This is a genomic window from Pseudomonas idahonensis (assembly GCF_037903935.1).
GTDB lineage: Bacteria > Pseudomonadota > Gammaproteobacteria > Pseudomonadales > Pseudomonadaceae > Aquipseudomonas > Aquipseudomonas danubii.
Genome location: NZ_CP149586.1, coordinates 858,632 through 876,935 on the forward strand (window position 1 = coordinate 858,632; position 18,304 = coordinate 876,935).

Below are 18,304 nucleotides of genomic sequence, written 5' to 3' on the forward strand. Positions count from 1 at the left end.
TGCTCAAACCGTGATCCCGGGCCTATGTTCTTGCCGTTCAAAAACAAGAAAAGGAAGGACTTTATGCGCATCCTGTTGTTCAAGACCCTGGCCCTGACGGCCGCCATCGCCGCCAGCAGTTCGGCGTTCGCCGTGACCCTGGAAGGCGGCGCGGTGGCTGCGCCCAACCAGTACGGCGCCGATGTCGCGGCGCAGATCCTGAAGAAAGGCGGTAACGCGGTGGACGCCGCGGTGGCCACGGCCTTTGCCCTGGCAGTGACCTACCCCGAAGCCGGTAACATCGGCGGCGGCGGTTTCATGACGATGTTCATCGACGGCAAACCCTACTTCCTCGACTACCGGGAAACCGCGCCCAAGGCCGCGACTCGGGACATGTACCTGAATGAAAAGGGCGAGGTGATCGAGAACCTGAGCCTGGTGGGCGCGCGCGCCGCCGGGGTGCCGGGCACCGTGATGGGCCTGTGGGAAGCTCACCAGAAGTTCGGCAAGTTGCCGTGGAGCGAGTTGATCACCCCGGCCGTGGGCTACGCGAAAAACGGTTTCAAGGTGGCGGACAAGCAGTACCAGTACCGCGAGGATGCGTTGAAGCTGTTCAACGGCAGCACCAACTTCGGCGATTACTTCGGCAGCATGAAACCCGGTGAAACCTTCCGTCAGCCGGAGCTGGCCGCCACCCTGGAACGCATCGCCGACCAGGGCGCCAAAGAGTTCTACAGCGGCAAGACCGCCGACTTGCTGGTGGCGCAGATGCAGGCCGACAAAGGCCTGATCACCAAACAGGACCTGCAGGACTACAAGGTCCAGTGGCGCCAGCCGCTGCAGGTCAGCTTCCGTGGCAACACCCTGTACACCGCACCGCCACCCAGCTCCGGTGGGGTGGCCCTGGCGCAGTTGATCAGCATCAAGGAAGAACGTGCCGCGGACTTCAAGGGCGTCGAGCTGAACTCGGCCAAGTACATCCACTTGCTGGCGGAAATCGAAAAGCGCGTGTTCGCCGACCGAGCCGACTACCTGGGCGACCCGGCGTTCTCCGACGTGCCGGTCAAGCAACTGACCGACCCGGCCTATCTGAAAAAACGCGCCGCCGAGGTCAACCCGAATGCCATCTCGGCCACCGAGAAAGTGCGTCCCGGGCTTGAGCCGCACCAGACCACCCACTTCTCCATCGTCGATGCCCAGGGCAACGCGGTGAGCAACACCTACACCCTGAACTGGGATTACGGCAGTGGCGTGGTGGTCAAGGGGGCGGGCTTTTTGCTCAACGATGAGATGGATGACTTCAGTGCCAAGCCCGGCGTAGCCAACGCCTTCGGCGTGGTGGGTGGCGATGCCAACGCCATCGCCCCGGGCAAGCGCATGCTGTCGTCCATGAGCCCGAGCCTGGTGACCCGCGATGGCAAGGTCACCCTGGTGCTGGGCACACCCGGTGGTTCGCGGATCTTCACCTCGATCTTCCAGGTGCTGAACAACCTCTATGACTACAACCTGCCCCTGGAAAAAGCCGTGGCCGCGCAGCGCGTGCATCACCAGCTGCTGCCCAAGGACACGATCTACTACGACGCCTATGCGCCGCTCACCGGCAAGGTCGCCGATGAGCTGAAAACCATGGGCTACACCCTGGAAGACCAGGGTTGGGAGATGGGCGACATCCAGGCGATCCGGGTCAACGGCACCCAGCTTGAAACCGCTTCCGACCCCCGCGGTCGTGGCGTCGGCAAGGTCGTCAAATAACCGCTGCCCCCTGTAGGAGCCGGCTTGCCGGCGAAGAGGCCTCCGGGTTTTGCGCCAGCCGCGAAATCGTCTTCGCTGGCAAGCCAGCTCCTACATTCGTTGTGCAGGCTCCGACGGCCGGCTGGTCGTCGATGGCTCAATTCCGTAACATTCCCCGCCTTCTTTCCGCTCTTCCCAGGGCCGCGCCTGCCGGTCCGCCTATCAGGTCAACCATGAAAGCAAAACGTCTGCGCGCCGATGTCCTGGCCGGACTCACTACCTCCTTCGCCTTGCTCCCCGAATGCATCGCCTTCGCCCTGGTGGCCCATCTCAACCCGTTGATGGGCCTGTACGGCGCCTTCTTCATCTGCACCCTGACCGCGCTGTTCGGTGGTCGGCCGGGCATGGTGTCCGGCGCTGCCGGTTCCATGGCGGTGGTGATCGTCGCCCTGGTGGTGCAGCACGGGGTGCAGTACCTGCTGGCCACGGTGTTGCTGGGCGGGCTGGTCATGGTCGCCTTTGGCCTGCTGCGCCTGGGCAAGTTGGTGCGCATGGTGCCGCACCCGGTGATGCTGGGGTTCGTCAACGGCCTGGCGATCGTCATTGCCCTGGCCCAGCTGGAGCATTTCAAGAGCGGTGAGCACTGGCTCAGCGGCCAGGCGCTGTACCTGATGGCCGGGCTGGTGGCGCTGACCATGGCCATTGTCTACCTGCTGCCACGCCTGACTCGGGCGGTGCCACCGGCCCTGGTGGCGATCCTCGGCGTCGGCGCATTGGTGTACCTGCTGGGCCTGCCGACCCGCACCCTGGGGGACATGGCCCACATCGCCGGCGGCCTGCCGAGCCTGGCGCTGCCCCAGGTGCCGTGGAACCTGGACACCCTGGGCATCATCGCGCCCTACGCATTGCTGATGGCCATGGTCGGCCTGCTGGAAACCCTGCTGACCTTGAACCTCACCGACGAAATCACCGAGAGCCGTGGCTACCCGGACCGCGAATGCGTGGCCCTGGGCGCGGCCAATGTGGTGTCGGGCCTGTTCGGCGGCATGGGCGGCTGCGCGATGATCGGCCAGACGGTGATCAACCTCAGCTCCGGTGGTCGCGGGCGCTTGTCCGGGGTGGTGGCCGGGGGGCTGATCCTGGTGTTCGTGCTGTTCCTGTCGCCGCTGATCGAGCGCATTCCCCTGGCGGCCCTGGTAGGGGTGATGTTCGTGGTGTCGCAGCAGACCTTTGCCTGGGCCTCGTTGCGGGTGATCAACAAGGTGCCGATGAACGATGTGCTGGTGATCCTCGCCGTGAGCGTGATCACGGTGTTCACCGACCTGGCCATAGCGGTGTTCTGCGGCATTGTGATCGCGGCGCTGAACTTCGCCTGGCAGCAGGCCCGGGAGCTGTACGCCGACGCTCACCTGGAGGCCGACGGCAGCAAGCGCTATCACTTGCACGGCACGTTGTTCTTTGCTTCCACCACGCCGTTTCTCAATCAGTTCGACCCGGCGGGTGATCCGCAGCAGGTCACCGTCGACTGTCGCCACCTGAGCTTTGTCGACTACTCGGCCATCGCCGCCCTGAAAACCTTGCGCGAGCGCTATGCCAAGGCCGGCAAGCAACTGCGGGTGCTGCACCTGTCGGAGCGTTGCAAGAAGCTGCTGAAACGAGCCCGGGTGCAACACGACTGAAGCCCGGGGGCGAGTGGCAGTGCTCGCCCGTTTTTCAATGCGCGGGGATGAAAATAGCCACTACCGATTTTCATCGCTCGCGCTTTTGCATAGCTGTTCGCGACAAGGCCTGCCTCTTTACGAAAATTAGTTTCACTTGGTTTGAAACAAAACTCCTTAAGTGATTAAAGAGTTTCACAACCATTCGAAAGTGACGCTGTTTTCAAGGAGAACACCATGGCTCCCGCAACGGGTTATTGGCTGCTGGGCTACGCCGCAGTCGCCATCATTGCGTTGATCGTGTTGATCGCCCGCTACCGACTCAATCCCTTTATCGTCATCACCCTGGTGTCCGTCGGCCTGGCGCTGATGGCCGGCATGCCGCCGTCCGGTGTGGTGGGTGCCTATGAAGCCGGGGTCGGCAAGACCCTGGGCCATATCGCCCTGGTGGTGGCCCTGGGCACCATGCTCGGCAAGCTGATGGCCGAATCCGGCGGCGCCGAACAAGTGGCGCGGACCCTGATCGACCGCTTCGGCGAGCGCAACGCCCACTGGGCGATGGTGTGCATTGCCTTCCTGGTGGGGCTGCCGCTGTTTTTCGAAGTGGGTTTTGTACTGCTCATCCCCATTGCCTTCACCGTGGCACGGCGGGTGGGGGTGTCGCTGCTGATGGTGGGGCTGCCCATGGTCGCCGGGCTGTCGGTGGTCCACGCTCTGGTGCCGCCGCACCCGGGGGCGATGCTGGCGGTGCAGGCCTATCAGGCGTCGGTGGGGCAGACCCTGCTGTACGCGATCCTGATCGGCGTGCCCACGGCGATCATCGCCGGTCCGGTGTATGCCCGGTTTATCGTGCCGCACATCCATCTGCCGGCCGAGAACCCCCTGGAGCGTCAGTTCATTGCCCGCGAACCCCGGGCGCGCCTGCCCAGCTTTGGCCTGACCATGTTCACCATCCTGCTGCCGGTGGTGCTGATGCTGATCGGCGGCTGGGCCAACCTGCTGGCGGAGCCCGGCACCGGGCTCAATCAGTTCCTGCTGTTTATCGGCAACTCGGTGATCGCCCTGTTGGTGGCCACCCTGGTGAGTTTCTGGACCCTGGGGCTGGCCCAGGGCATCAACCGTGAATCGATCCTCAAATTCACCAACGAGTGCCTGGCGCCCACCGCCAGCATCACCTTGCTGGTGGGAGCCGGTGGTGGCCTCAACCGGATTCTGATCGACTCCGGGGTCACCGAGCAGATCGTCGGCCTGGCCCATGAATTCCAGCTCTCGCCGCTGTGGATGGGCTGGCTGTTTGCGGTGTTGATGCGGGTCGCCACCGGTTCCGCCACCGTGGCCCTGACCACCGCTTCCGGGGTGGTGGCGCCGGTAGCCGTCGGCCTGGGGTATCCCCACCCGGAACTGCTGGTGATTGCCACCGGGGCCGGTTCGGTGATTCTGTCCCACGTCAACGACGGTGGCTTCTGGCTGGTGAAGGAATACTTCAATATGACCGTCATTCAAACCTTCAAGACCTGGACCGTGCTGGAGACGCTGATTTCGCTGATCGCCTTCGGCCTGACCCTGGGACTCGCGGAGCTGTTGTAGATGGACATTCTTTATCAGATCCGTTCGCGCCTGGATGACTTCAGCGCCGGGGAAGGGCGGATCGCCCGCTTGCTGCTCGACGACGTGGGCTTTGCCGCCTCCGCCAGCCTCGACGAACTGGCCCAGCGCGCCGAAGTCAGCGCCGCCACCCTGTCGCGCTTTGCCCGCAGTGTCGGTTGCCGCGACCTGCGCCAACTGCGCTTGCAGCTGGCCCAGGCCAGCGGTGTCGGCAGCCGCTTTCTCGACCCGGCCGGGGCGCCCGAGCAGTCCGGCTTCTACCGGCAGATCCTGGGCGATATCGAGTCTGCGCTGCATCAGCACCTGGCCGGTTTCGAGGAAACGCAGTTTGCCGATGCGGTGCGCTTGCTGGGGCGCGCACGGATGATCCACGCCTTCGGCATGGGCGGCTGCTCGACGCTGTGCAGCGATGAACTGCAGGTGCGCCTGGTGCGCCTGGGCTACCCCATCGCCGCCTGCCACGACCCGGTGATGATGCGGGTGACCGCCGCCGCCCTGGGGCCGCAACATGCGGTGATCGCCTGTTCCCTGACCGGCATCACCCCCGAATTGCTGGACGCGGTGGCCCTGGCCCGCAACTACGGTGCCGGCATCCTCGCCATTACCCTGCCGGAGTCACCCCTGGCCCAACTGGCGGACGTGGTGCTGCCGCTGCACAGCGCCGAAACCTCGTTCATCTACAAACCCACCGCGGCCCGCTACGGCATGCTGCTGGCCATTGATGTGCTGGCCACCGAGCTGGCCCTGGCCCTGCCCGATGACAGCCAGGAGCGCCTGCGGCGAATCAAGCTGGCCCTGGACCATTACCGGGGCGGCGACGACTGCCTGCCCCTGGGAGACTGATATGCGCTACGACACGCTGATCCGCAACGCCCTGATCATCGACGGCAGCGACCGCCCGGGCTATCCCGCCGACCTGGCGATCGGCGACGGTCGCATCCAGCGCATCGGTGACCTGTGCGCCGCCACCGCCGAGCACGAGATCGATGCCGGCGGCCGGGTCCTGGCCCCGGGTTTCATCGATGTGCACACCCACGACGACACCGTGGTGATCCGCCAGCCGCAGATGTTGCCCAAGCTCAGCCAGGGTGTGACCACAGTGATCGTCGGCAACTGCGGGATCAGCGCTGCGCCGGTGAGCCTCAAGGGCGATCCGCCGGACCCGATGAACTTACTGGGCGAGCGCTCGATGTTTGTCTATCCGCACTTTCGCGACTATCGCGCGGCGGTGGATGAGGCGCGCCCGGCGGTGAACGTCGCGGCCCTGGTGGGGCACACGGCGCTGCGCAGCAACCACCTTTCGGACCTGTATCGCACCGCCAGCGCTGGCGAAATCGCGGCCATGCGCGAGCAACTGCGCGAAAGCCTGGAGGACGGCGCCCTCGGCCTGTCCAGCGGGCTGGCCTATGCCAGCGCGTTTTGCGCCGAGACCGATGAAGTGCTGCAACTGGCCCAGGAACTGACGGCGTTCGGGGCGGTGTACACCACCCACCTGCGCAGCGAGTTCGAGCCGGTGCTGGAGGCCATGGACGAAGCCTTCCTGATCGGTCGCGCGGCCCGGGCGCCGGTGATCGTCTCCCACCTCAAATGCGCCGGCGCCGGCAACTGGGGCCGCAGTCCGCAACTGCTGGCGGCCCTGGAACAGGCGGCCCAGGATCATCCGGTGGGCTGCGATTGTTATCCCTACGCCGCCAGCTCCTCGACCCTGGATCTCAAGCAAGTCACCGATGCGTACCGCATCACCATCACCTGGTCCACGCCGCACCCCGAACAGGGCGGTCGTGATCTGAACGAGATTGCCGACGAGTGGGGCGTCAGCCTGCTGGTCGCCGCCGAGCGCCTGCAACCGGCGGGGGCGGTGTACTACGGCATGGATGAAAGCGACGTGCGGCGCATCCTCGCCCATCCGTTGTCGATGATCGGCTCCGATGGCCTGCCGGAAGATCCCTTCCCTCATCCACGGTTGTGGGGGGCCTTCCCTCGGGTATTGGGCCACTTCAGCCGCGACCTGGGCCTGTTCCCGCTGCACACCGCGGTGCACAAGATGACCGGGCTTTCGGCGGCGCGATTTGGCCTGCACCAGCGCGGCGAAATCCGCGAGGGGCATTGGGCCGACCTGGTGCTGTTCGATCCGGCGCGGGTGCGCGACGTGGCCGATTTCAAGCACCCGCAGCAAGCCGCGCAAGGGATCGACGGGGTCTGGGTCAATGGCGTGCGCAGCTACGCCGAGGGCCAGGCCAACGGTCAACGCTCGGGACGTTTCTTACCGCGAGAGGGGGATTTGCGCCGGGGCTTCACATCCGTAGTCTGATTCTTTGATCTTCATCACAGTGATGGCGCTGTGCCATTAAAGAATCCTTGCGCGGCGCCGAAGTGCTGGGAATCGCCACCTGTAGAGTCGGCCTAATTCAGTCAGGGAGTCATGCAATGAGCTTTGGCAAAACCACCCCCATCCTGCGGATCTTCGATGAAGCCAAGGCCCGGGAGTTTTACCTGGACTTCCTGGGCTTCAACCTCGATTGGCAGCACCGCTTCGAGGACAATTTCCCGCTGTACATGCAGGTGTCCCGGGGCGATTGCGTGCTGCACCTGTCCGAGCATCACGGCGATTGCACCCCGGGCGCGGCGCTGCGGATCGAGACCGATGAACTGGAAACCTTCCAGCAGCAATTGCTGGCCAAGCAGTACCGCTTTTCCCATCCGCAGATCCAGGCCATGCCCTGGGGCAGCCAGGACATGACCATCAGCGATCCGTTCGGCAATCGGCTGGTGTTCACCAACGCCATCAGCGTCTGAGCGGGCTCAGGCCTTGCCGGCGTTCAGCGCGGTCTGACGAAACTGCCCCGGGGTCAACCCGGTGCGGCTCTTGAAGCTGCGGTGAAATGAACGGGATTCGGTAAAGCCCAGGCAATCGGCGATCCCCTGGATCGACAGCTCGCTGTGGCGCAGATAGTGCTCGGCCAGCTCTTGGCGCAAGTCATCAAGAATCTGTTGGTAGGACGTGCCGGCCTGTTGCAGTTGGCGCTGCAGCGTGCGTTCGGACATCTGCAACTGCTCCGCCACCTGCTCCTTGCGCGGCAGGCCGTCCTTGAGCAACTGGCGCAACACGTTCTGCACCTGCAACGCCAGGGGCGCATCGGCCAACGAGGCCATCATCGCCTGGGCGTGATCCTCCAGGGTCTTGAGCAGCCGCGCATCGGCCTGGCGCAGGGGCAACTGCAGGTAGTGCAGCGGTGCCACCAGGGCCGAGCAGGCTTGCCCGAACAGCACCGGACAGCCGAACAGGGCCTCGTACTGCGCCACCTCGGCCTGCTCCGGCAGCGAGTGCTCGAACCACACCGCAGTGGGGGAGAGCTGCGAGTCGGCGATCCAGCGCGCATACAACAGCCAGGAGGCGAGCACGTTTTCCACCAGATGCCGGCGAATGTCCGGGCGCCGATGACGACAGCTCCAGATCAGCCGCACCTGATCGCCCGCCACCTCGGCCCGGCTGGTGCCCATGTCTCCCACCAGCTTCTCGAACGGCATGATGCGGCCCATGGCCTCGCCCAGGGTGGCGCAGTTCATGGTGATGTAGCCCAGCACATTCCAGGAACTGGGTTTGACGAAGCGCGCCGAATTGAGCCCGAACAGCGGATCGCCGGAATGCTGGCAGAAGTAGTCGAGCAACCGCTCATGCACCTCCACTGGCAGGCGCAGACTGGTGTCGTTCAACTGCGCGGCCTCAAGCCCCGCCGCCGCCAGCGCCGGCGCCGTGGCAATACCCAGCTGCTCGGCATAGAGCAGATATTTGAGCAAGGGTGGGACCGAGGTAAAACCGAGGCTGGGCATCGAGATATTCCTGGTGACAGATCCTTCGGACAGCAGGACGCGGACCGGGAAAGGTAAGGGCAAACCCCAAGCGCTGTAAATGGCCGGCGACCCCGCTTCTTGTAGCCGCTGCCGCAGGCTGCGACCGGCCCCGAAGGGGACGCCGCCCTTGAGGGCCTCGGAAGGCCCTGCGGGCCTTGTCGCAGCCTGCGGCAGCGGCTACAGGGATGCGATAAAGTTTGCCTCTGATGGCGGATTTTCGCTTTGATTTGTAGGGCATTTCCGCGAGAATCCACCCGTTACATTTCAACTGTTTGCATGGCTTGTGCCTATCGAATGTCCAGGGCTAGTCTTCGGCCGTCGCTGCATTTCAGCGATCGGGTTTGGTAGCCCGCATCACTTCAGGCACAAGCGCCGCTGACTTTCGACAGGCCTTAATCTGTCGACGTGTTATGGCGGCTGTGCGCAGGGCACCTCGTGTGCGCTGGGTTTCCTGGAGTCCCGGTCTACCAACCTGCGTATGGCCGCCACCTTGATCGTTTGGTAGCGATGCGTGGCGGTTCAACTTCTCCAGGAGTTTTGCCGTGAAGAAGATCGTTCCCGACCCACCCGTTCTGCAACCCAGCCGTGAGTTGATCACTGCGCTGGAAGAACCCAACAAGACCTTGCTACAGGCGCTGCAAAACACCGCGCTTTCGCCCCCTTTGCATGAGCACTTCACTGCCACTGGCAGCACCCGCTTTGGTTGTCGGGATGGCGAGGGCCGTCCGCTGTTTGCGGTATGTGAAGGGGTCAATGCCGAAGAGGCGCTGCTGCACGTTTCATTGCTGCTCAAGTGCGCGGAAGAGACGGCCGACGAAATCACCAGCGCCAGCGGCATCGAGCGCGGGCTGATCTGGTCGATGATTCATTCGGTGGAGATGGCGCGGGCGGTGGTGGATGCGCTGTTGGATGGCGCTAGTAAACCGGCGGGGTAGGGCAGGACGTCGCCGGCAGGGACCGGGCTAACCTAAACCGGTAGTGGTACATCAAGCGTGTTTGCAATCACGCTTGTAGCCGTGTCAATTAATGGCGGTTGCGTGCTGGCGGATTTTCGGATCCACCAGGTTTGCTTCTTCCTGGCATTGCAGGCCTGCACGCAGCCGCCACCCTTGTTCAAGCTCTTGAGGGCCTAGGAAGGCCCTTCGGTCCTTGTCGCAGCCTGCGGCAGCGGCTACAGGACCGAAGGGGCGCGGCGAATCAGACGCGGAAGTGGCTGACCATCATCTGCAACTGGCCGCCCAGGCGCGCCAGTTCAACACTTGAGGCGGCGGTTTCGTCGCTGGCGGCGGCGGTCTGTTCGGAGACGTCGCGCACGTTGATGATGCTGCGGCTGATCTCTTCGGCCACGGCGCTCTGCTGCTCGGCCGCAGCGGCGATCTGCTGGTTCATCGATTGGATGTTGGACACGGTGCGGGTGATGCTTTCCAGCGAGGCACCGGCCTTGCGGGTCAGCTCGACGCTGCTGTCGGTCAGGCTGCGGCTGTTGTTCATCACCGTGGCCACTTGCTGGGTGCCGTTCTGCAGGCCGGCCACCAGTTCTTCGATCTCTTCGGTGGACTTCTGGGTGCGCTGGGCCAGGGCCCGCACTTCATCGGCGACCACGGCGAAACCACGACCGGCTTCACCGGCACGGGCGGCTTCGATGGCGGCGTTCAGCGCCAGCAGGTTGGTCTGCTCGGCCACGGCCTTGATCACGTCCATGACGCTGCCGATCTTGTCGCTTTCCTGTTGCAGCACGGTCATGGCATCGGTGGAGCGCACCACTTCGCTGGCCAGGCGCTCGATCTGCTCGATGGCCTGGGCCACCACTTTGTCGCCTTCGCGGGCTTCGCCGTCGGCGGCGGCTGCGGCCTGGGAAGCTTCTTCGGCATTGCGCGCGACTTCCTGCACGGTGGCGGTCATCTCGTGCATGGCGGTGGCCACCTGGTCGGTCTCGACTTTCTGGCTGTTGACCCCGGCGCTGGTTTCTTCGGTCACCGCGGACAGTTCTTCGGCGGCGCTGGCGATCTGGGTCACGCCGTCGCGGATGCCACCGATCAGTTCGCGCAGGGTCACGCCCATGCGCACGATGCCTTGTTGCAGCACGCCCAGTTCATCGCGACGGGTCACCCGCAGGTTTTCGGTGAGATCGCCCGAAGCGATGCGCTCGACCACGGCCAGGGTTTCCCGCAGCGGACGGGTGATCTGCCGGGTGATGATCACGGCAGCCAGTACGCCCACCAGCAGGGCCAGCAGGGTGCTGATCAATTGCAGGCTGCGGGCCTGGGCGCTTTCGATATCGCGGCGCTCCAGCTGGATCTGGTACAGGGCGTCGCTGCGGCTGACGATGTCGGCGCCCTGCTCGGTCATTTCCTTGCGCGCCTGCACGGCGTCGGTGAAGGCGACCTTGAAGGCCTGCAGCGAGCTGCGGTAGCCGCTCAGTGCGGTTTCCAGCTGTTGCAGGGCATCACGCTGGGTGCTGCTGAAATGGCTCTTGAGCTGATCCATTTCGGCAATGGCCGCGTTGAGCTGGGTGACGGCTTTCTGTTCGGTGTCCGGGTTGTTGGTGGTGACATAGCCGCGCACTTCATAGCGCGCCAGTTGGAAGGCTTCCTTGGCCTGGGTGATGGCCTGGAACTGCGTAAAGCGCTCGTCGCTCAGGGGCAGTTGCTTGACCCAGGTGTTGATGCCATTGATCAGGTCATTGGCGCGTTCGGCGTTCTGGTTCATCGCCAGGCGCGCAGCGTCGCCGGTGCGGTAGGCATTGCGCATCTTGTTCAGCGAGTCCTGATAAGCGCTGATGGTCGCGCCCAGGCCTTGCAGGAGCTTGATGTTTTCCGGGCTCTGGAACGTGGCCAGGAGTTTTTTCTGCTGGGCGCTGAAATCATCCAGGGTCTTCTGCACGCCCTGGGCGGCGGTTTCGTCGCCGTTGGCCAGCATGTACTGCAGACGGGTGACCCGCAGTTTGGTCAGGCCGCTGTTGAGCTGGGTGATGTCGCTCATCCAGTTACTGCGGTCGATCAGGTTGCCCAGACTGGTCCAGCCGGTCAGTGCCAGGATGCCGGTGAGGGCCAGGACCAGGCCGAAACCCATGCCCAGCTTAAGGTTGACGCTGATGTTGGCAAACCAACTACTCATTGAATTCCTCCAGGAACATAGCTCTTCTTGATCTTGAGTTGGCTGGAAGATTGTTGTTGTTGGTGACCAGCAAGGTGTTTTGTAGGGGGTGTATCGGCGGGATGTGCCATAGCTGAAACGATTTCGTCCGCATTGTCCCAAGACAATGTTTTCGGCGATGGATGGTTATTTTGCGGGATGAACCGCCCGTGCGTTGAGCTTTTTTTCACATTGATTTCACCGCTCCCCCACGGTGTGCGCCCTAGAGTCGGTCCGGTTGCTGCCAGCGTGCCCGGCAGCGCTCAATTGTCATCCGGGTTCTGTAGCCTCGCTACGCGCTGCTCAAAAAACCGGATCACCCTCAAAGGGCGGCAGGACTGTGGCTACAAGACTCGTGCTGGCGGTGGCCAAGCGTCCGCCCTTTAGGCGTTCCCTGGTCCGTTACAAGAACGCACTGGCGCTGCTGGGCGTGTTGCTGCTGCTCCCCTTGAGTTTGTACCTGCTCAAGCCGGCGGCGGTGCCGGACCTGGCCCACGGCAACGTGGCCGGGATCAGGGCCTTGACCCGCAGTTGGGCCAAGGGCGACATGATTGTCCTGGTGCGCCACGTGGAGCGCTGCGATCGCTCCAGTGCCACCTGTCTCGGGCCCGCCGATGGCATTACCGATCGAGCGCGGGAGGTGGCGGTGAGCATTGGCGCGCAGTTCGAGCAGTTGGGCCTGGAACGCACCGACCTCTATAACAGCCCCCTGACCCGTACCGCGCAGACGGCCGGCTATATGTTCAGCAAGGTCAGCAGTGGCGATGACTGGCTGTACAACTGCAAGAACGGCCTGCTGCGCGACGTGCTGGCGCATAAGGTCGCTGGCCGCAATCTGGTGCTGGTGACCCACAGTGAATGCATGGACCAACTGGAGCAGGAACTGAAACTGTCGACCCCGACCCTGGGTTACGGCGCCTCGCTGTTTGTGTCTACCGATACCCTCAACGGGGCGCCGAAGATGCTCGGGATGATCGAGGCCAGTGACTGGCGTTCGGTAAACCTCAAGCCCTGACGGCCCCCGGGGCCGGCCGTCGCGGCCGGTGATCAGGCTCAGGGGGCCAGCAGGTCCGGATCGGCGGGAGGGGTTGCCGCAGTAGCCAGCGCGCCGGGCGCAGGACCTTCATTGATCCGTTGTGGACTGATCAGATTGGTGAACTCCTCGATCAGGCGCTGGATCGCCTCCGGCGGCTCGCAGTCGCGAAACTCCATGCAGATCTGCACTTCGTCCGGGTCGCGCTCCTGGCCTTCGCGTTTGCCGCTGCCGAAGGTGACGAAAAACTTCTCGCTCTGCAGCTCGCCATTCTCCAGGTCGTGGCTGGCCTTCTGCAGTTCGGTGCCCTGCATGCGCACCGACAGGTCGACGGTCATCTTGTGCAGGGCCAGGCCCTTGGGCGAGACCAGGGCAATCAACGGGACGTTGATGATGTGCTGTTCGTTGAGGGCCACCTCGACCATCTTGGCCTTCATCGGCGTACCCAGGTCGTTGACGTTGTAGTCGAAGAACTGGTCGAACAACTTGATGTATTGCTGGGCGATCAGGTTGTGGGTCGCGGCGGCGGCCTGGTGCATGCCACGGGTGATGTGGCTCAGGTCACTGGCGGACATGGGCTCCTTGCGACGGGAAAAAAACGCCATGGATCATGCTCCTTGTTCGATGGCTGAAGTGCCCCGCCGTGGCGGCGGGGCGGGTGGGTCAAGCGTGGTTGTCAGGGCTTGTTGCCGCTGTTTTCCGCCGGAGCATCGGGCATTTTCAGCGCGTTGGCGGTGGGCAGCTTGTCGGTGTCGGTGGCGGTGGCGCTCGGCAGCATCACCGGTTTGGTGGCGGCGTCGGTGAGGAAGTCGATCACCCGCATCAGGGCTTCCGGTGGGTCCTGGCGGACGATCTTGGTGCTGATGGCGTAGCGTGCCCGGGTGTCGGTCTTGCGGGTCTGCGTGGATTTGTGGCTCGCCGCACCCTTGACCGAAACACTGAACGGGCCCCAGCCCATCTTCGCCTCGAAACTGCCGGAGGCTTCAGTGGAACTGGTGTCCTCGGCCATCTGGCTGATGGTCAGCTCGAACTCGATGGAGCCTTCCTCGATGGTGATGTTGGGGTGACTGATGGCCGCCAGCAGCGGGATGCGCATCGACTTCTTCACCGTACCCTTGTAGACGCCCTGGTCATCCACCAGGGTTTCGTCGTAGTCGAACTGCACCGATACCGCCTGGCCGTTCTGGATACACACACCCATGAGGAAGTCCGCATAGGCTTTGCTCGCGGCGACCTGCGCCTGGATCATTGCCATCAACGGACCGGTGATCATCTTGTCCAGGGGCAGGGCGGCAATCACGCCGCCGATCAAGCCCTTGTCGATATCTGGCATGGTCAATCTCCTTATCGTTTATGCGCGAGTTGCGCCCTTGCACCTTAAGCAAGCCCGCGCCGCCGATTCAGCGGGAATCGATTACCGGTGAGTGTTGGCTTCCAGGCGGCGGATGTTGCCGATCTGCCGCAGGCTCAGGCCGTACTTGTCTGCCAGGACGCTGCGGGAGATGCCTCCCAGGCTTTCCAGCTGGATGTGCTGGTTGCGGATCTGCCGACAGAAGTGGTCGGCCTTGGGGATCTCCAGGGCCAGTCCGGCGAAGCGTTCGATCAGGGCGTTGAGAGCATCGGGAGGCAGGATCAGCGCCAGCGAAGTGCGCTCGGCGTGCTTGGGGATGTACTTAGGACGGCCGCCGTATTCACGTGTCAGGCGGTAGGCGTTTTCCAGGCCGATGCAGTCGATGAGGGCCTGGAGTGAATGGGGTAGCTGGCGAATATCGATAAGACTGAGGTCTTTCACGTCCATTTGGTACCTCCTTGGAATTATGAATACAGCTGGTTCGATCCTAAGGAGGTGTGTCGTCCTCTGTTCAGTGGGAAATTTCCCCCCTATTAAAGGGAACTATTACATTCTGATGTTGTATCGGTCGCTGGTGATGCACTGGATTTTCTTCAACTGGAGGAGGAAATATCCATGTCACGCTATGCGATTGATTTCAGTTTTATCGCCGCTCTGGAAGGCGGTGCCATGACCCGCGGTTATGTGCCTGATGCGGCCAACAGCAAGAGCGGGGTCACGGTGGGCACGGGCTTCGATCTGGGGCAGCGAGGGGTGAAGGATTTGCAGGCGCTCAATCTGCCGGCAGATCTGGTGCGGCGCTTGACGCCCTACCTGGGCCTGACAGGGCTCAAGGCCAAGGCGTTTCTCGATGGCCAGCCCTTGAGCATCGGCAGTGACGAGGCCGAGCTGATCGATGAGGCGTTCAAGGCGCCCTTTGTCGATCGCCTGGCGGCGAACTACGCCAAGGCCAGCGGGGTGGATTTCGCCCAACTGCCGGCACCGATGCAGACCGTGATCGCCTCGGTGGCTTTTCAGTACGGCGACCTGGCCAGCCGCACGCCGAAGTTCTGGGCCCAGGTGGTGGCCCGCGACTGGTCCAGTGCCCTGGCCAACCTGCGTAACTTTGGCGACAGCTACGGCACTCGTCGGCGCAAGGAGGCCGATCTGCTGAGCTCGCAGATCGCTTCATGAGCCCTTGCCGCCCAGGCTAACGGCCTGGGCGGCTTGTCGGTTTCAGGGGCAGGGGATGATTTGCAGCAGGCTCGCACTGCCCATGTGGCTGGTGTCATCGGGCCGGGTGCCGGTGGGCAGCGAACGCCAATCCACCAACAGGCACAGCGCCTTGAGGGACTTGCCCTGGGCCTGGCCGATGGGCGTGGCAAACTCATGGCGGTACAGCGCCTGGGTGGTGTTTTGCGCGGTTACGCTGCTGGCATTGCTCAAGGTGGTGCGAGCCATGTCCGGCAGTTTGTCCTGGGTGATGGTGAAGCGCGGTTGTTCGCCCGCGGTATTGAAAGCGCCCTGGTCCCGGGCGCGTTTCCACAGCTGCTGCCATTGGCTGCTGCCGGCGGTGCTCCCCAGGGTGGCGGCGTAGGCCTTCAGGGTTTCGGCCGGGGTGCTGGTGGTTTCCAGGGCGTGGGCGGCGCTGGCCAACAGGCTCAGGCCGATGATCAGTGAACGCAGAATCAACATGGGGCAACTCCTTTTGCAGGCCGCTAGGGCCTGACACGAACACAGGGAGGACCCCGGCGACAGGGCATCGCCGGGGGACAAGGCTCAGCGGGCGTCGAGGTAGTCCCAGCGCAGGCCTTCCTTGTTGTTTTTCGCCGTCAGCTCCTTGGCCACGGTGTTCTCGATGGCGTTGACGTTGATGTTTTCCACTTCAAGGATGTTTTTGTCCGCCAGTTGCTTGCGGAACTCGGCCTTGTTGGTGAGGAACTGGCAGGCGTGCCCCAACTCATGCATCAGCACCAGGGCCGGGGACAGACGCTCGACCCGGTCACTGGCGAACAGCGCGAGGAATTTCTGGAAGTTGCTCAGGTCCGGCTGTTTGTATTGTTTCTCGATGGCGTACACCTGGGACTTGAGGTTCCACACCACGCGTCCGGCGGACGTGGTGGAGTTGGCGGCCGGAGGAATCCAGCGGTCGGTCTTGTCCGCCGCCGAGGAGTTGGTGACTTCCACGGTCAGTTCCTCTTTGACGGCGATCAGCTCGTCGAGGAGGAAGTTGGCCAGATCGGATTGGCGCAGGTAGCGGCAGGCATCGTCGAAGCGCTTCTGGGCGACGGCCTGGTCCAGGGTGGAGGTGGTAACAGTGATGCTCATGACTGACTCCTTGGGGGGATTGCCCGTCGTTGGGCAGGAGTCATGGTTTCAAGGGCGGCGTGCGGGTATCAGCGGGAAAGGGTTCAAGGGGTGTGGGCGGCGGGGATGGGCAAACGGCACCTGATTCAGGTGCCGTTTTTTTGCGCTTCAGCCGGCGGGCGCCAGGCTGACGAAGTAGTAGGCCTGGCGGCCGACCATGAGGGTCTGCTGGATCTGTAGCGGCGGCTTGGGCGCTTCGGCGCCGCCCAGTACCGCCATGTGCTGCGGCGATTCGGCGAGAAAGGCCAGCAACTGCGCCTCGGTCTGCAGGTCCTTGAGCAGGCTCTGGGTGTAGAACACGCTGGCGCCGGCGATGCGCTCGTTGGCCTGGTACAGCGCCAGCTGGTGCCCGCTCCCCTGCAACGCCATGATCCGGTCGGTCACCGGGACGAACGACAGCTTGCGGTCGGCCTTGGGCGCAGCCCATTGAGCGTTGGCCAGATAGCCGCCGATCACCAGGGCCATGAGCGTTATCAGCAAGCCCTTGCGCTGGCGCCCCACGGCACTCCAGAAACCCGTGCCCAGGGCCCGCTGGGCCAGGCGCTGGTAGAGCACCGCGCCATATTCCGCCGCCAGCACCGCCGCCGCCGGGGTCAGGGACATCAGGTACACCGTGCGTTTGCTGGAGGCCAGGCACAGCAGGGTGAACTGCGCCAGCAACCAGAGGCTGAAGAACAGCAGGTAGCGGTTCTGCACCAGGGTTTTACGAAAGTGCCACAACCCCAGGTAGACCAGGATGTTCCACGGCAGGAAGGCCTGGGGCAGTTTGGCCAGGTAGTAATAGAAGGGTTCGTAGTGCCCGGCTTCGACAAAGGAGCCGCCGAAGCGCCCGACGCTGTTGGTCCACAGCACTTCGCCCAGGGCTTGCAGGCCGCCGCGCTGGTAGAGCAGGGACAGCCAGATCATCAGCGGTACCAGGCCCAGCAGGGTCAGCAACCCGGGGCGCAACCAGTGGCTGAGGGTGAAGCGTTTTTCGATCAGGCTGTCGGCCAGCAGGTAGGTGAAGATCACCACCCCCGGCATGGCCAGGCCCAGCACGCCCTTGCTCAGGGTGGCGATGGCGATGCCGACGGCAAACGCCAGCCAGGCCAGCAGCGCCGGTTGCCGTTCGGCCTGACGGCGCTGGGCCTGAAAGAACGCCAGCAGGGCCAGGGTCACCCCCAGGCTGAGCAGGGCATCTTCACCCACGCCGCGCACGTTGCTCCAGTAACTGGCCATGGTCGCCAGCATCAGCCCGGCCACCGCGGCCAGGGTGGCCGGCCGGCCGAAGAGGCGCAGCATGGCGTACAGCAGCATCACGCTGATCAGCCCGGCGAAGGCCGAGGCCAGGCGCACCGCCAGCGGCGTGCCGCCCAAGGCGCGGATGGCGCCGGCGTCGAGCCACAGGCTCAGGGGCGGTTTCTCCAGAAACGGCGTGCCGAACAGGCGCGGCGTGACCCAGTCATCATCCAGGTGCATTTCCATGGCGATCCCGGCGACCCGGGCTTCGGTGGAACCTTGCAACTGGTGGTTGCCCAGGGCGAAGAAGAACAGCAGGCAGGCCAGCAGGAACAACAGCGGAGCGGGTCGTGACATGAGTTTTGCGCCGGCAGATCGAGGGACGCAGCCGGAAGG

At 63.8% G+C, this 18,304-nt stretch carries 17 protein-coding genes and 1 pseudogene; 9 read left to right on the top strand and 9 right to left on the bottom strand.

The annotated features are described in order from the left end of the window. Positions 1-63 precede the first annotated feature (63 nt). From ggt to WIN67_RS03870, 6 genes are all read left to right on the top strand, one after another. Positions 64-1,731, top strand: coding sequence for a gamma-glutamyltransferase (ggt, locus tag WIN67_RS03845; protein ID WP_339070657.1), 1,668 nt, complete (start codon positions 64-66; stop codon positions 1,729-1,731). Positions 1,732-1,943: 212 nt separating this feature from the next. Beyond that, positions 1,944-3,389, top strand: coding sequence for a SulP family inorganic anion transporter (locus WIN67_RS03850; RefSeq protein WP_339070658.1), 1,446 nt, complete (start codon positions 1,944-1,946; stop codon positions 3,387-3,389). Between the two features lie 216 nt (positions 3,390-3,605). Further along, entirely contained in the window at positions 3,606-4,955 is a 1,350-nt protein-coding gene (locus tag WIN67_RS03855; RefSeq protein ID WP_102861043.1) for a gluconate:H+ symporter, read from the top strand. Further along, the gene (locus WIN67_RS03860) at positions 4,956-5,816 is read left to right on the top strand and encodes a MurR/RpiR family transcriptional regulator (protein WP_102861044.1); all 861 of its coding nucleotides are present in this window, start codon (positions 4,956-4,958) and stop codon (positions 5,814-5,816) included. It abuts the gene before it with no gap. Between the two features lies 1 nt (position 5,817). Then, positions 5,818-7,284, top strand: coding sequence for a D-aminoacylase (locus WIN67_RS03865; RefSeq protein WP_339070659.1), 1,467 nt, complete (start codon positions 5,818-5,820; stop codon positions 7,282-7,284). A gap of 116 nt (positions 7,285-7,400) precedes the next feature. Next, positions 7,401-7,769 (top strand): glyoxalase superfamily protein, encoded by a 369-nt coding sequence (locus WIN67_RS03870; RefSeq protein ID WP_110595960.1) that lies wholly within the window; start codon positions 7,401-7,403, stop codon positions 7,767-7,769. 6 nt (positions 7,770-7,775) lie between these two features. On the opposite strand, the gene WIN67_RS03875 is transcribed toward WIN67_RS03870, so the two are convergent. Then, on the bottom strand, positions 7,776-8,804 hold the full coding sequence (locus tag WIN67_RS03875; RefSeq protein WP_110595961.1) for an AraC family transcriptional regulator: 1,029 nt from the start codon (positions 8,802-8,804) through the stop codon (positions 7,776-7,778). A 563-nt stretch (positions 8,805-9,367) separates the two neighbouring features. On the opposite strand from WIN67_RS03875, the gene WIN67_RS03880 reads away from it, so the two are divergent. Then, positions 9,368-9,760, top strand: coding sequence for a DUF3077 domain-containing protein (locus WIN67_RS03880; RefSeq protein ID WP_102878297.1), 393 nt, complete (start codon positions 9,368-9,370; stop codon positions 9,758-9,760). Between the two features lie 262 nt (positions 9,761-10,022). On the opposite strand, the gene WIN67_RS31040 is transcribed toward WIN67_RS03880, so the two are convergent. Both WIN67_RS31040 and WIN67_RS31045 read right to left on the bottom strand, forming a co-directional pair. Continuing rightward, positions 10,023-10,886, bottom strand: a complete 864-nt coding sequence (locus WIN67_RS31040) for a methyl-accepting chemotaxis protein (RefSeq protein ID WP_372342433.1) — start codon at positions 10,884-10,886, stop codon at positions 10,023-10,025. A gap of 42 nt (positions 10,887-10,928) precedes the next feature. After that, positions 10,929-11,807 (bottom strand): annotated as a pseudogene (locus WIN67_RS31045) (methyl-accepting chemotaxis protein); the annotation flags it as partial. A gap of 493 nt (positions 11,808-12,300) precedes the next feature. On the opposite strand from WIN67_RS31045, the gene WIN67_RS03890 reads away from it, so the two are divergent. After that, positions 12,301-12,975: a histidine phosphatase family protein gene (locus WIN67_RS03890; RefSeq protein ID WP_170001229.1), complete on the top strand. Its 675-nt coding sequence runs from the start codon at positions 12,301-12,303 to the stop codon at positions 12,973-12,975. Between the two features lie 38 nt (positions 12,976-13,013). Here the strand turns inward: WIN67_RS03890 and WIN67_RS03895 are convergent, their stop codons facing one another. The 3 genes from WIN67_RS03895 to WIN67_RS03905 form a co-directional block, all read right to left on the bottom strand. Continuing rightward, positions 13,014-13,598: a DUF2589 domain-containing protein gene (locus tag WIN67_RS03895; protein WP_102878300.1), complete on the bottom strand. Its 585-nt coding sequence runs from the start codon at positions 13,596-13,598 to the stop codon at positions 13,014-13,016. A gap of 71 nt (positions 13,599-13,669) precedes the next feature. Beyond that, the gene (locus tag WIN67_RS03900; protein ID WP_102878301.1) at positions 13,670-14,326 is read right to left on the bottom strand and encodes a DUF2589 domain-containing protein; all 657 of its coding nucleotides are present in this window, start codon (positions 14,324-14,326) and stop codon (positions 13,670-13,672) included. Between the two features lie 81 nt (positions 14,327-14,407). Next, positions 14,408-14,791 (bottom strand): transcriptional regulator, encoded by a 384-nt coding sequence (locus tag WIN67_RS03905; protein WP_102861053.1) that lies wholly within the window; start codon positions 14,789-14,791, stop codon positions 14,408-14,410. Positions 14,792-14,959: 168 nt separating this feature from the next. Between WIN67_RS03905 and WIN67_RS03910 the strand changes: the two genes are divergently transcribed. Then, a complete protein-coding gene (locus WIN67_RS03910) occupies positions 14,960-15,517 on the top strand; it encodes a pesticin C-terminus-like muramidase (protein ID WP_102878302.1) in 558 nt (185 codons plus the stop codon). Positions 15,518-15,559: 42 nt separating this feature from the next. Here WIN67_RS03910 and WIN67_RS03915 read toward each other — a convergent pair whose 3' ends face one another. The 3 genes from WIN67_RS03915 to WIN67_RS03925 form a co-directional block, all read right to left on the bottom strand. Further along, positions 15,560-16,018, bottom strand: coding sequence for a hypothetical protein (locus WIN67_RS03915; RefSeq protein ID WP_102878303.1), 459 nt, complete (start codon positions 16,016-16,018; stop codon positions 15,560-15,562). Positions 16,019-16,102: 84 nt separating this feature from the next. Further along, positions 16,103-16,651, bottom strand: a complete 549-nt coding sequence (locus tag WIN67_RS03920; RefSeq protein WP_249735472.1) for a hypothetical protein — start codon at positions 16,649-16,651, stop codon at positions 16,103-16,105. Between the two features lie 147 nt (positions 16,652-16,798). Continuing rightward, positions 16,799-18,265: an ArnT family glycosyltransferase gene (locus WIN67_RS03925; protein WP_339070661.1), complete on the bottom strand. Its 1,467-nt coding sequence runs from the start codon at positions 18,263-18,265 to the stop codon at positions 16,799-16,801. Positions 18,266-18,304 lie beyond the last annotated feature (39 nt).